This window comes from Methanosphaera sp. DEW79, assembly GCF_003266085.1.
GTDB lineage: Archaea > Methanobacteriota > Methanobacteria > Methanobacteriales > Methanobacteriaceae > Methanosphaera > Methanosphaera stadtmanae.
In genome coordinates this window covers 1-15,184 of the sequence record NZ_MUZW01000014.1, presented here as the reverse complement: position 1 = coordinate 15,184, position 15,184 = coordinate 1, and the positions used below count along the sequence as shown (strand labels likewise).

At 23.6% G+C, this 15,184-nt stretch carries 9 protein-coding genes; 4 read left to right on the top strand and 5 right to left on the bottom strand.

What is annotated here, in order from left to right:
* The 3 genes from BZ132_RS01165 to BZ132_RS01155 form a co-directional block, all read left to right on the top strand.
* Window positions 1-1,237, top strand: a 1,237-nt coding sequence (locus tag BZ132_RS01165; protein ID WP_286940195.1) for a glycosyltransferase, incomplete at its 5' end; no start/stop codon positions are given.
* Between the two features lie 11 nt (window positions 1,238-1,248).
* Window positions 1,249-3,138 (top strand): hypothetical protein, encoded by a 1,890-nt coding sequence (locus tag BZ132_RS01160; protein ID WP_286940194.1) that lies wholly within the window; start codon window positions 1,249-1,251, stop codon window positions 3,136-3,138.
* A 109-nt stretch (window positions 3,139-3,247) separates the two neighbouring features.
* Window positions 3,248-4,417: a glycosyltransferase gene (locus BZ132_RS01155; protein WP_286940192.1), complete on the top strand. Its 1,170-nt coding sequence runs from the start codon at window positions 3,248-3,250 to the stop codon at window positions 4,415-4,417.
* 68 nt (window positions 4,418-4,485) lie between these two features.
* Here BZ132_RS01155 and wecB read toward each other — a convergent pair whose 3' ends face one another.
* The 5 genes from wecB to BZ132_RS01130 all read right to left on the bottom strand — a co-directional run bounded on the left by wecB (window position 4,486) and on the right by BZ132_RS01130 (window position 11,872).
* Complete coding sequence (gene wecB / locus BZ132_RS01150) at window positions 4,486-5,799, bottom strand: non-hydrolyzing UDP-N-acetylglucosamine 2-epimerase (RefSeq protein ID WP_286940191.1); 1,314 nt, start codon at window positions 5,797-5,799, stop codon at window positions 4,486-4,488.
* 38 nt (window positions 5,800-5,837) lie between these two features.
* Window positions 5,838-7,073 (bottom strand): glycosyltransferase family 2 protein, encoded by a 1,236-nt coding sequence (locus BZ132_RS01145; protein ID WP_286940197.1) that lies wholly within the window; start codon window positions 7,071-7,073, stop codon window positions 5,838-5,840.
* A 34-nt stretch (window positions 7,074-7,107) separates the two neighbouring features.
* Window positions 7,108-9,696, bottom strand: coding sequence for a glycosyltransferase (locus BZ132_RS01140; RefSeq protein WP_286940190.1), 2,589 nt, complete (start codon window positions 9,694-9,696; stop codon window positions 7,108-7,110).
* Window positions 9,697-9,709: 13 nt separating this feature from the next.
* Complete coding sequence (locus BZ132_RS01135; RefSeq protein WP_112149300.1) at window positions 9,710-10,960, bottom strand: nucleotide sugar dehydrogenase; 1,251 nt, start codon at window positions 10,958-10,960, stop codon at window positions 9,710-9,712.
* Window positions 10,961-11,410: 450 nt separating this feature from the next.
* Window positions 11,411-11,872 (bottom strand): hypothetical protein, encoded by a 462-nt coding sequence (locus BZ132_RS01130; protein ID WP_011405829.1) that lies wholly within the window; start codon window positions 11,870-11,872, stop codon window positions 11,411-11,413.
* A 448-nt stretch (window positions 11,873-12,320) separates the two neighbouring features.
* Between BZ132_RS01130 and BZ132_RS01125 the strand changes: the two genes are divergently transcribed.
* Window positions 12,321-14,987 (top strand): glycosyltransferase family 2 protein, encoded by a 2,667-nt coding sequence (locus BZ132_RS01125; protein ID WP_286940187.1) that lies wholly within the window; start codon window positions 12,321-12,323, stop codon window positions 14,985-14,987.
* The last annotated feature ends 197 nt before the right edge of the window (window positions 14,988-15,184 follow it).

Sequence of the window (15,184 nt, the reverse complement as noted above, 5' to 3'; positions counted from 1 at the left end):
TAAACACTTGGAAGATAAAGAAACTAATATTATACAACTACAAGAAAAATTAAAAGTTCAGGAAGAAAAAATAGATCAAAAACATGTGAAATACATTGATAATCTTAATAAAATAACAAATAATTTAGAAAAAAATCAAAAGGAGTATGAAAAAAGATTAATTAAAATAGATGAAGACATAACACTTAAAAAAATTGAACTTGAACAGATGCAAAATAATAATTCAAATAAAAAATCTAACACACCAAAAATATCCATCATTATCTGTGCATACAATAGAGAGGAATATCTAAAAAGATGTTTAAATAGTGTAAAAAATCAAACATTAAAAAATATTGAAATAATTTGTGCTGATGATGGATCTACAGATAATACTTTAGATGTATTTAGAAAATATGCAAATAAGGATCATAGATTTAAATTTTTTACACAAAAAAATAGTGGTCCTGGAGTAGCTAGAAATAAAGCTATAAAAATGGCTACTGGAGAATATATTATGTTTCTTGATTCTGATGACTGGATAGAATTAAATACATGTGAAGAATTATATAAAAAAGTTAAATTAAATGATTTAGACATTTTATTATTCTTAATGAAAAATTATTCAGAAGAAACTGGTGAATATTATGAGGATAGTTACTACAATTTAACACCTATTCCTGATGATTTTGAAAATAAAGTTTTCTCACATGAAGATATTTCTAACATTATATTCAGTATATCAATAAGTGCATGTCAGAAGATATATAAAAGAAGTTTAGTAAAAAAAGTCCACTTTGCTGAAAAACTTCTTTTTGAAGATAATCCCTTCTTTTGGGGTGTGATGTTGCAAGCTAAAAGAATGTCGTTATTAAAAAAACATTTTTATTTACGCAGTAGACATACATCATCTATAACTTCTGAATATGATAATAAATACTTTGATGTAATACCCATAAGTAATAAAGTAATTAGTATTTTCAAAGAATTGAATTTAGTTAATATGTATAAATACCAATTAACTAATTATAAAATAAATTATGTCTCCCAATGGTATCATATGATGGAAGAAAAATATAAAAATACTTTTTGGGATTTAATGCATGATGATTTTCAAAAATTACATGAAGATAAAAAAATTGATTCTCTTATGTTAAATAATTTAAATGAACCTAACAAATTATTTTATTTAAGAACCTTAAAATCAAGGAGTTATGTTGAATTAGACTACTTAGAAAAATATTCTGATGAAAAATAAACTGTGATAATATGAAAAATAAAAATACTGAAAAGAATACCTCAAATATTTGTGAAGATTTAATAATTACATCTAGATTTCCTCCTATGAATGATGTTAGTGGAATTGTACTATCTAAAAGAATTATGGAAGCTAATAAAAAAGTAGATACCTTTCAAATTAAACTAAATAGTAATGTTAAATATGATTATGATTTCAATAATCTTATAGAAAAATATATAAATAAAAGAATTTACTTAGAAAAAACAGCTATTCCCATTGCATTAGATGATATAATCCAATTTACTAAAGAGGCCATGGTTGAAATTGAGAAGGTAGACTATGAGTACAAAAATATTACAAGTAGATCTTGGACTATTGATTCACATTTTTTAGCATTAGAATATAAATTAAAACATCCAAATGTTTGTTGGACTGCTGAATTTTCAGATCCATTACTCTATGATTTAAATAATAAGGTACGTCCATCAAATTCAGTTATACACAACCAAGTATTTCTAGAAAAAATTAACAAAACGATTGATACCATCAATAATAATAAATCCATTGATTTAAAAGAAGATTTACCTCATATTAACCCAGATGATGGATTATATTTACTTGGTGAATATTTACCATATGTCTTTGCAGATAAAATTAGATTTACCAACCATAATCAACGAGAAATCATGTTATCAGAGTTTCCATATAATATAAAAAATTTTGTAATGGAAAAATCCGAGGTAAAACACCACCCCATACTACCCAAAAAATATTATCATGTGAAAGAATCTGATTATAATATTGATAATAATTTTATAAACTTTGGATATTTTGGTACATATGTTGGTAAAAGACATTTAGAATACCTGTTTTATGCTTTTGAAAAATTACATCCTAAAATTAAAAAGAGAATTAGAATTCACTTTTTCACATCAAATGCAAACTTTATCAAAAATTTAATAAGTGATTTATCCATTTCAGAAAGTATTATTATTAACAACCAAGTATCTCTACTGGAATTCCTAAATTTATCTACAAAACTAGATATTTTGATTGTTAATGATACTCCTACAAAAAAAGATTTTAAAATTAATCCATATTTACCTTCAAAACTAGCTGATTATTTAGGTAGTGGAAGTGATATTTGGGCCATATGTGAAGAAGATAGTTCTATGGATAAATTCAAATTACCATACAAATCATATTTAAATGATTATAAATCATCAGAAGATGTATTACATCAAATAATTCAAGATAAACTTCCTGATTTAAAAGATTATCTAAATAAGACTAATATGAAACATAAAGATTATGAAAATTACTTTAAATCCAGATTAACTTCTTTGAATAATGTTTCTGAAATATTATATAAACAGAGATTATATTGGCTAAATCGTTCAGAAATAGAAAAACATAATGTTAATAAGATAAATAAAAAATATTCTGATTTAAATAAAAAATATGATGAAATAAAAAACAAGACTAAAATATCTGATAATATAATTAAAGAAAATGAAGAAATACATGAAATACTTAAAAAATCATTCAATGACCTTGATGAAAAAAAGAAAATTATCAATGATAAAAACATGGAAATAACCTATTATAAAAATAATTCAAGTATCTTAAAACGAATATTTAATGATTTCTTTACATATGTGTATATATTACTTAAATCATCAGATAAAAACCAGGATTTGGAAATATATTCTCTTTTAAAAAATAATCCATGGTTCAATGTAGGATATTACCTAAGTGAAAACAAAGACCTATCTAGGATAAAATGGTTAAAACTTTTAAATCCAGAAACACATTACATTTGTCATGGATTCTATGAAGGTAGAAAACCAAATAGACATAATAAATATAATATAAAAACTAAAAAAGAATTATTAAAAGAATTAACATTTCTTAAATAAATAATTGATATTTAACAACTATTATTATTGATATTATATTTTTTCATTAATTATTTATTCAAAAAAAAATTTAAGTAGTAAACCACAACTATACAGAATAGGTGAATTTATGGTTAAAATTTCAGTTATACTTCCCATATACAACATAGCAAATTTTCTTGAAGAATCTCTTAAGAGTGTTCTCAACCAAACATTAAAAGATATTGAAGTAATTTGCATAAATGATGGATCTACAGATAATTCCTTAGAAATATTAAATAAATTTGCTAAAAAAGACAATAGAATCAAAATTATAGATAAAAAAAATGAAGGTACAGGAGTTACTAGAAATATTGGATTAAATGAGGCTAGTGGAGACTACATATATTTTTTTGATCCTGATGATTATATTGTAGAAAATACACTATATGAATTATATGAAAACATTACATTAAATAATTCTGATTTTGTTTTATTAAAAATTGCTCGATTTAGAGAAGATACAGATGAAATAGATTATAGTAGACCAGGTTTTAAATTAGAAGACATATTTCCTAACAAGGATTTTAATAATTTTGTTTTCAATTACCATGATGCTAAATACTATGTTTTAAATGCATCTTTTGCACCATGGACTAAATTATATAGAAAAGAATTTCTAGATAGTTATGATGATTTTATATTTGATTCTGTCCCTGCTTTTGAAGATGTTCCCTTCCATGTAAAAAGTATGTTAAGAGCAAAAAGAATATCATACGTACCTAAATTCTTATATAGGTATAGATATAATCCTAATTCAAATTCAAATGATCCAATCCATGGTAAATTTATTTTTAAAATCTGTAAATTAGTTGAAGAAATCTTAAGAAAAGAAAATCTTTTTGAAGAATTTATAGATGAATTCATTTTATTTAAAATAAATCAAATTCTTGCTTATTTAATACCAGCCTCATCTGAGAAATATTTTCAAAAAGCAAAAATTGAATTTAGAATAATAGAAAAGAAATTTCTAAATGATGAAATAAAGAAAAAAATACCTATGATGACTCTGCAAAAGTTTAATTTAATTTTAAAATCAAATTCTTTATATGAATTTATAAATTTAAAAATGATTCAAGAAGAAACTGAAAATTTATCCAAAATAAACCAGGACATAAATATTTTATTCAAAAAATTAAATAATCAATATAATAACTTATATTTAATACAACAAAGTTCTAAACAAAAGAAAAGAAGTATTACTTTAAAAAAATCCTCTGAAGATATATTAGATTATATTGAAAATAAATCTAAGTCTTAATAATTATCCTTAATAATATTTCAACATAATATCTAATAGTTTTTTTAAAAGATGAAAAAAGAAAGTATTTAATCTTCATTTTCAAATTTTTTTACTATAATTGTTTTATTTTCTAGATTTAATTGTTCTTCTATATATTCTGGCCTTCCATTAGTAAATACTTGTTCAATGATTTGTCCCTTATTTTTATTTTCATATTCTGCTACTGTAATATTCTCTTGAATAACATGCATATAGTATCCTTCAAAGTCCATTATCTTATCTGCACGAGTTATTTTAAGGTTGTTTTCAGTGTAATGTTCTTCTATTATTGAATATATCTGTTTTGCACTGTCTCCATCACCATATGGATTTTTAGCACTGCTCATACTTTCATATACTGATTCATTATTTAGTATGTTGCTAATATTTCTTGTAATCTCCTCTGATTCTGTTCCTGCAAGTACATTTCCACCACATGTAATTGTTTCTGGTCTTTCTGTATTATATCTTAATGTAACACATGGAACATCAAGTGTTATTGCTTCTTCTTGTACTCCACCAGAATCTGTTAGTGCTAGGGTAGCTTGTGATATTAAATATAGGAAGTCAAGATATCCTAATGGTTTTATTATTTGAATATGTTCTGATTCTTCAATTTTCTTGTATAAATCTAGTTTTTCAAGAGATTTTCTTGTATGTGGGTGTATTGGAAATACTATGTTATATGGTAAATTAATAAGACTATTAACTATGTTTATTAGTCTTTCATCATCATCCACATTTTCTGCTCTGTGTAGTGTTAGTGCTATGTAATTATTGAATTTTATTTCATCTTTTATCTTACTATTTTTAAGTGCAAGATTTATGTTTCTTTTACATGCATCTACCACAGTATTACCTGTAACATAGATTGATTTATGACTGATTCCCTCATTTAATAGATTTATTCCAGTTTCCTTTGTTGGTACAAAGTAGAGTGTAGAACAACTATCTGCAACCAATCTATTTATTTCTTCGGGCATGTTCTTATCAAATGATCTTAGTCCTGCCTCCACATGTCCTACAGGAATTTTAAGTTTATTTGCAGCTAATGCTCCTGCTAATACTGCATTTGTGTCTCCTTGAACTAATACTATGTCAACTTCTTCCTTTTTTAGTATTTCTTCAAGTTTTGATATGATGATACTTATTTGTTTAATAGCAGTATTTGAGCCTATACCAATATTATATTGAGGTAAGGGTAAATCCAGGTCAATAAAAAATTGTTTTGACATGTTAATATCATAATGTTGTCCTGTGTGTATGAGAACTAATTCAGAATTATTTCTTTTTATTTCATCAATTACAGGCGCCATTTTAATTATTTCAGGTCTAGTTCCAAGTACAATCCCAATTTTCATAATTATCACGATTTTTAATATATGTTTGTTGTATTTAATTAATATTTTATTATTAAAATAATCATAATAGAAATAATTAATAAAAGAATAAAAATAACTAAAGCAACTGACTTATAAAGTCCTATCATTCTAAATCCATTCATTAATTTCCATGAATTAGAATTTAAAACTTCATCTAATTTATGTCTTATTTTTTTATTTTGTTTTATTTCTTTATTTTTTAAGTTTTTTTCTTCTTTTAATAATTTAGTTAACTTATTAACTTCTCTACTTAATTTTTCATTTTCAAGTTTTAAATCATTTATTTTATATAAAGCATCTACTTCAAATTTACTTTTTGATTTTAGAAGAATTCTATAAAATTCCATATTAGGTGAAGTTAAATTTAATAGATAATCTGTATGATTTGTTTTATAATAATTTAGAATAGTTTCATGTAATTTTTTATAAAAAACTTCTTCATTTTCCATATTAAAAGTACAAATATTTCTATATATATTCATAAAATAATTAGTTAAATCATATTTATAAAGATCATATATTCCTTTTTCTCTAAAAAAAGATTTTATATTCTCCATACTCTTGAAAAAAGAATCTACGTCAAATGAAACATATTCTTTATTTAAGTTTCTATTAAAATCATTAGCCATAAAATAATATAGATCACTTTCTTTTTTTCTTATATTCAAAATAGGTTCCATACTAAATGAAATTTTTGATGTATTGAAAACAGTTTTAAAGAAGAAAAATCCAATATTATATTCATTTAAATTTAAATCCGCATCTATTTTCTCTAAAAACGAAGTTTTATAAAGATTATATGGATATTTTACCATACTAAAAAGTTCATTTGAAAATAATTTATGAGATAATGAATTAGAATTCATAAAATCATTACTTAAACCATAATCTAATTCATATATGGATTTTAATTTCTCATCATAAATATTTACTGAACTTAGTACAATGTCAGAATTATTTTCTTTAGCAATATTATAAATATAATCTAAAGCTACTATAGATAACCAATCTTTAGAATTACATAAGAATATATATTCACCATTTACTTGATTATAGTTAAATTCTTGTTTCATTACAGATATTGGGATGTTACTTTGAGTTTTATAATAATCTATTATTTCTAAAACATCCTCATCACAATTATTATCAGGCATACATATAATTTCAATTTCATCTAATGTTTGATTAAGTAAGCTTTCAAAACACTCTGCTGTTGATTTTTTATCTGGAAAAACTGATAAACAGAGAGAAATTTTTATTTCCTTTTTAATAATAATCCCACCTTAACTAAATATTATAAACAGAGAATTTATTTATTCTGTATTTTAGTAAAACTTCAATTATATTATCAAATTGACTCATATTAAATAATGTATCTTCATATTCTCTTGTTTTGTTAAATACATATTTTTCATTATTTTCTTTTATGCCTATGTTATTTTCTAAATATTTATAATGTAACAATGCCTTTTTAATAAAGTCAGAATTGATTTTATTATCCATATTTCTAAATAAGAAATAATTTTCATCTGAGCTATTTTCAGATAAGAAGTAAATATTTTCATAGTCCATAAATGTTATATTATTATCTTTATTCTCAACTGATTTTTTAAGATTTACATTTTTAGAGAGAATAAAACAGTTCTTGTAATAATAGTCAATAGAATTAAAATCTGCTATGATTTCATCTATTTCATCATCATTTTCTGCCTTATATATTATATTTACTTCTTCAATACTTTCTTTATATTTAAAACCAATACAATTTAAAATATATTTAAATCTATTACTATATGTATGATTTTGAAGAACATCATAGAGATTTTCTTCACAGATTTTGGATATTTCTTCTTCAGATAAATCCAAAGAATCTATTCTATCTAAATAGATAACATTATCTTTAAAAAGTTCATATATTCCTTTAGAATAGTTTGATAGTATGAATGTATTTGAAGACATTAATTCATAAACTCGTCTTGCAAACATGGTGTGTGAATCAGTAACTGTGTTAATATTTAATGCCATTTTACTTTCTTTATATACTGAGGGCATTTTATCAAAGGATACTTTTGGATATATGAATGGATCATATTTTGCTGGAAACATTCGATTTTCAGCAGTTGAATCAGATGCCCTGTTATATATTTTTAAGCCATACTTACTGTTAATTATCTTATCAAAAAAATCACACATTGTTTTACAACGATTTTCGAATTGATTATACCAACTACCTGCAAATATAATATCATTAGAACGTTTAGTACTAATAGGATTGAATAGATTTATTTGAGAAGCAAATAAGAGTACATGAACATTTTCATGTCCTCTTGCCCTATATCTTATTATACTATCTTCATCTGTTGTAAAAATATAATCAAAATGTAGAGCTGTGTCTATAAAGTTGTAATTAGGGTTATCAAATGATGTTGGATCCTCTTTATTCCAAAAAATTGTAGGAATTCCATGTTCTTTACAGTACTTTAATATATCCATTAATTGATTTCTACTATCCCATCCATGAATCAGGTTAACACCTATTTTTCCACCCCATGGAGAATAATTATTTTCAACAGCTATTCCCTCTACAAGATTACCTTCACCAACACCACTAAATGCTGATTCACAGAAAAATAAATCTATATCCTCTCTTTCAAATTTTTCATGCCAGTTTTCTGGTTCAACAGGTATTGCATTGAATTCATTACTATAGGAATTATATGTAAATGGATCTAATACTACAGCTACATTCATATCCTTTGCAAATGGAATAGTTTTCTTATTAACTTTAACACTGTTACTAAAATATTTTCTCTTATATTCATAACAAGCAGTTATTGTCTCATCATAATTTCTATTGGCAATATTTTCAATAATATTCTTAAATTCAGGACTTAATACACCATTATCTCTTTTATTAACTTCATTAAATAAGTCATAACCCTTATCAAAAATACAGGACATATCAGTTTCAGGAATATATTCTGGTTTAATTATGAAATTTTTTAAGAAATATGTTAATTTATTTGCTAGAATATAGTGAACATATTCATCAACAATACCTTTTTCTTCACTGATTTCTAACATGAGGTTATATGCTTTTATACGGCCAAGATTTTTATCTAAATCTACTTGGAAACTTACTGATTTATTATCTCCATCACGAAATGTTGTGTAAGAATAAATGATTTTATTTATAAAAGCAATTCCATTTGCATTTATCAATGCATTGAAAAGAAATACTGAATCCTCACCTGGAATATATTCTGGAAATGAAATATTATTTGATTTTATAAAATCAAGATTAAATATTTTACTTGAAAGCCCAAAATTTCCTAAAACAGAAAATTTATCTTCAATTGAATCCATATAAAAGTGTTTAGGATATTTTTGTTTGAAAACATCAACATCACCCTGTCTATCAGACCATGATTTTTCAGGATCTGAAAATGTATTAATAATCAAACCAGGAAATATCTCTTCATTATTATTAAATTTATTTTTCTTAGAATGTAGTCCACTAACTATATCTGCTTTACTTTTTTCTATTTCATTATATAATACTTCACAAGCATCAACAGTAAAAGTATCATCAGGATCTAAAAACATGACATATTTTGCTGTTGCAATATTCATACCCATGTTTCTAGGTTTTCCTGCAACACCACTATTTTCTTTGGAATAGATTGCTTTAACATTGTCATATTTTTTTTCATAATTCCCAATTATAGTTGGACTATTATCTGTTGAACAATCATCAACAAAGATTATTTCTAAATTTTCAAATCCTATAGTTTGATTTTTTAAAGATAGAAAACAACTTTCTATTGTGAATTGAACATTATAAACAGGTATAATTACACTAATAAAAGGATGCATTGAAAAGTCACCACTATTCTACATCATATAAATTTCCAAAGTTATATAATATAATATCATCTGGAATTGAATGTTTATCTATAATATTTCTTGTATCAAATATTACTGGCTTTTTCATTTCTTGTTTTATTTTATCAAAGTCCATATGCATGAATTCATCATGATTTGTAAGTACTAATATTAATGATGAATCTTTTATTGCTTCATCAAAGCTTAGATCTATTTTTTCTATATGGGGATCATATATTTTCAAAGTATAATCTTCTTTAAGATTGTTGATTATTTCATAAGATGGACTTTCCCTATCATCATCAGAATTTCCTTTATATGCCACACCAAATACTGATATTATTGGATTATCTTCATTTTTTAGAATTTTTCTAACATTTTCAACAACAAACTCTGGCATACTTCTATTAGTATCTCTAGCCAGTTTTATGATTTTTGCAGTCTCTGGTATAAGTGAATATATGAAGTATGGATCTATTGCAAGACAATGTCCACCTACTCCTGGCCCTGGTGAAAGTATATTTACACGAGGATGTTTATTTGCTATTTTAATAACATCTAATATGTTAATTCCTAGTTTTGATCCAATCTTTGCTAATTCATTTGCTAGTGCAATATTCACATCCCTATATGTATTTTCCATACACTTAGATAATTCAGCAACTTTTGCTTCAGTTTCTATAACTTCACCTTTAACAAATATTTTATAAACTTCAGCAGCTTTTTTAGCACTTCTTTTGTTGATTCCACCAACTATTCTATTGTTATGTATTAATTCATCAACCATGTTACCTGGTAGAACTCTTTCTGGACAATGTGCTAAGTATATGTCTTCACCAACATTAAATCCCCTATCTTCAAAGATACCTTTTATTGTTGTTTCAGTTGATAGTGGTGCTATTGTTGATTCTACTATGATAGTATCTCCTTTTTTTATAAGTGGTAATATTGATTTACATGCTGATATTACAAAACCTAAATCACAGGATAAATCTTCTTTTTTAAATGGTGTTGGAACTGTAATTATATAAACATCAGCTTCTTCAGGAGTTAAACTTGCATGATATGTTCCATTATCCAAACAAGCATTCATAATTTCATTAATTTTTGGTTCTTCTATTGTCATAACTCCATTATTTAAATTACTTATTATTTCTTCATTAATATCTACACCTACCACATCACATCCATTGGATGCAAATAATGCTGCTGTAGGTATACCTATATATCCTTGACCTATAACACATATTTTCATTATATCACTTTTATTATTATTGATAATGGTATTTTTAAAATCCATATTCAAACAAGATGATTATTAATTGATAATATTAAAATAAAAAAAATAATCATTATAAATACAATTATTAACTTAAACAAACTAATTTATAATCTAATTAACTTATTTTCTTAACTAATAATTAGTCTATATTTAATTATATTTAAATATTAAGATAAGATAGTAATTTCTTTAAAATATTATCTTTTTTTCTAGATTTTATAGAAATAAGACCCTTAATTATGTTAATTCTCAAAGCATATCCCATAAACAGATTCTATGAAAAAATACATACAATCAGTTACTTTACTAATTTAGTTTGACTTAACTAATATTTGATAATATATATTGGAAAATTAAAAAAAATAAAAAAGTATTATTTTATATTATAATCATGTTTTTGAAAAAATATATCAAAAAAATAACTTATAATTTATCAACTATCTGTTTAACAACATCATCTGTTCCAGGCACATTACCTGATGTTGAAATACCATAGACAGTGTTATTTTTATCCACATAATACCATACATCAGTTATATTATTTACATCTGAAACAGTTTTTGTTATTTTCTGAGAATTTGAAGAATAATACTCAGTTACTGATAAATTAGTAATATTATGTTTAGATTTATAACTTTCTATTCTTTGATAAATAGAATTATTACCACTGAATTTACGTACCTTCAATTGTTTAGTTCCATTATCTATAGTTATAGTATTATTTGTTTGATTGGATATACTATATCCAGAAGGTGGTGTTATATTAAAAGTAGTTGAATTGTTAGTTGAATTATCACTGAAACTAAATATTCCCGCATAAATAGAAATTCCCAATAGTGCAACTATACCCAATATTAAAAGAATAATTACCTGATTATTTTTCATTACTTTACCTCCATTTAATAGTTATTATAGTTTAATGTGCGTTTTATAATACTTATAATTTATTAGAGAAAAACAAAAATCTATTAAAAAATTCACTAGATTAAAGAATTTAAATTATAAAACTGAAATTAACTAAAATTAGAGTAATATTCACACTTTTTTCTAGATTAGATATTTTAACTCTATTTTCAAAATAGAATTTGTTTAATAATACGTTCTTGTTGAAATTAATAATGGAACTTCATATTTTTTTAGGTAAAATACTTCAGAGTATTAGAAACAATAGTTATACAGCTTAATATTTAGAACTTCAATAATTACTAGGTTTTCTCTAAAATTATCTAAGAATATACTTAAATAATTATAATATCATAAATAGAAAATAGATTATTATTCTTAAATAAAAAAAATATAGAATAACTTCATCTAGTAGTCATGAGGTATATATATGATTAAACCTACAGTATCAATTATAATTCCAATATATAATAAAGAAAAATACCTAAATAACTGTATATCTTCTATAAAAAACCAATCACTTAAAGATATAGAAGTAATATGTGTTGATGATGGTTCAACAGATGATTCATTATCCACACTTAAAAGTTATACTAGTGATGATTCTAGATTTAAAATAATTAAACAAGAAAACAGAGGTCCTGGATTAGCAAGAAATGTAGGTTTAGAAAATGCTACTGGAGAATATGTTTTATTTCTAGATGCTGATGACTGGATTGAAAGTGAGTCCTTAGAACAATTATATAAACAAGCAACATCTAACAATTCTGATTTAGTGTTATTTAATAGTATTGAACACTATCCTGATAATTATCTAAGAAAAAGGATATATGCAGTATCTAATGATATTAAAAATTATGATAATTTCACATTTAACTGTTTATACAATAAAAGATTAGTTATGAATAGTTACTTTATTGTATGTACAAAACTACATAAATTAGATTTTCTTAGAAAAAATAATATTAAATTCCAAGAAGATGTATTATTTGAGGATGTGCTCTTTCATATAAAAACCATGATAAAGGCAAATAACATTTCATATAATCCCCAATTTTTCTATCATTATATGAGAACTGATAATTCAAGACAGAATACTTCCATTCAAACAAGTAAAAGTTTTGTATTGTTTGACATATTTAATGAAGTAAAAACTTTTCTGAAAAAAAATAAGTTAATGAATGAATTTAAATTAAATTTTTTAGAATTTAATATAACAGAGATAGAAAATATTTATAAAACCTTAGATAATGAATCTAAAGATGAATTGTTTTTAATTGCTAAGAATTATTTCAATAATATGAATATATCCAACAATGATGTAAAACAATTGCCAGATAAAAATAGATTCTTTTATAATACAATAAAACATTCCAAAAATTCAGTGGAATTTAATATTGCAAATACTGTTAGATTAGGTAAAATAGAACATGAATTAATAGACAAGACAAAATTAAATGATATGCTTAAATTAATACATGAATATGATAAAGAAGATATGACTAGTACTTTAATAACTATAGAAGCCCTTATACATAATAATAAAAAAGCATATGATGAAATAAATAAATTAAATTATTTAAATGAATCAATAACTTCCTCCACTAGTTGGAAAATTACAAAACCATTTAGATATATCACAAGTATTATTCGAAAAATTAGGAATAATAGAAATAATAGAACAAAGACCAAAACCATAGAATACATTGAAGAAGAAAATAACATATTCTACAACATATTTAAAAAAATAGAAAATAATCAAATAAGATATGATGAATTACTAAATGATATTAATAATAAATGGTATAGACCAACTAAAAAATTAGATACAAAACTTACAACACAAACTGTATTTGATTTAGTTAATAATAATGTATATGATGAAACTTTTAATAATGAAAATATTCTATTAAAATATGAAAATATCCTATTTCGAGAAATAGTAAATGATGTGACAAAAAGTGATATAAATATATTGGCTTTTAATAAAATAAATTCATATAATTTATTTGATGAAGAATACTATAAAGAAAAATATAACTATAAATTACATATTAATCCATTACTTCATTATATATACATAGGATATTTAGAAGGAAAAAATCCCAATGAGAATTTTGATGGAAATTATTATAAGAAATTTAATAAAAATGCTGGAAAGTCAGAATTAAATCCATTAGTATATCTTGTATTGAATGGATTTGATGAAGGATTAGTTAAAACAAATGAAAGTAGTTGGCAACCATTAACAATAAATAGAAAGAATATTGAAGAAAAGATAAGGACTTTTAATGATATTGGAATAACAACAACTAAAAGAAAACAGAAAATAATAATTTCATTAACAACATATCCTGAACGTATAAATAATATACAATATACAATATATTCCTTATTAACACAAACTTTGAAAGCCGATGAAATAATTCTTTGGTTATCTGATGACGAATTTCCAAATAAAGAAGAAAATATACTCTCTAACATATTAAAACTTAAAAAAAATGGATTAACTATAAAATGGTGTAAAAATATTAAATCATATAAGAAATTAATCCCAGCACTACAAGAATATTCCAATGATATAATAATTACAGCAGATGATGATATATATTATCCAGAGAATTGGTTAAAAATATTATATGAAACTCATAAACAACATCCAGAAAATATTATAGCACATAGATCTAAAAAAATAACACTAAATGACAAAAAAGAAATAAGTAGTTACAATAATTGGCAAATAATAAAAGAGAATAACAATGCAAGCTATCTTAACTTCTTTACAACGGGAGGTGGAACACTCTTTCCTCCACATAGTTTAAATAGTGAAGTTTTTAATGAAGAAGAATATACTGATTTAACACCCTATTCTGATGACATATGGTTTTGGGCAATGGCTATTTTGAATAAAACAAAAATAGAAGTACCTCCAAATAACATAGCTAGAATAACATACACCACTCCTGAAAGAGATGTTTTGAATAATGTTAATACATTATGGTATTATAATAAAAAACATAATGATAAACAATTACATAATATACTTAATAAATATCCAGAGATTAAAGAACTATTATATGATTCATTAAAAGAATGAACATATAATAAAGAAATTTTAGAAAGTATTTACTACTTATATTTAGATTATTTCTTATAATTTAATACTAATAACTATCTTAAAAAGTTTTATATTTCTTAGTACTGCTTTTCTAAAATATGTCTTTTATATAATTATCTATTTTTAATATTAATCGAATATTGATTATTTAATAGTGGCTTTCCAGTTGCTGGGTC

Coding starts and splice junctions, on each gene's coding strand:
- BZ132_RS01160 (WP_286940194.1), top strand. CDS start 1,249: ATGAAAAATAAAAATACTGAAAAGAATACCTCAAATATTTGTGAAGAT.
- BZ132_RS01155 (WP_286940192.1), top strand. CDS start 3,248: ATGGTTAAAATTTCAGTTATACTTCCCATATACAACATAGCAAATTTT.
- wecB (WP_286940191.1), bottom strand. CDS start 5,799: ATGAAAATTGGGATTGTACTTGGAACTAGACCTGAAATAATTAAAATG.
- BZ132_RS01140 (WP_286940190.1), bottom strand. CDS start 9,696: ATGCATCCTTTTATTAGTGTAATTATACCTGTTTATAATGTTCAATTC.
- BZ132_RS01135 (WP_112149300.1), bottom strand. CDS start 10,960: ATGAAAATATGTGTTATAGGTCAAGGATATATAGGTATACCTACAGCA.
- BZ132_RS01130 (WP_011405829.1), bottom strand. CDS start 11,872: ATGAAAAATAATCAGGTAATTATTCTTTTAATATTGGGTATAGTTGCA.
- BZ132_RS01125 (WP_286940187.1), top strand. CDS start 12,321: ATGATTAAACCTACAGTATCAATTATAATTCCAATATATAATAAAGAA.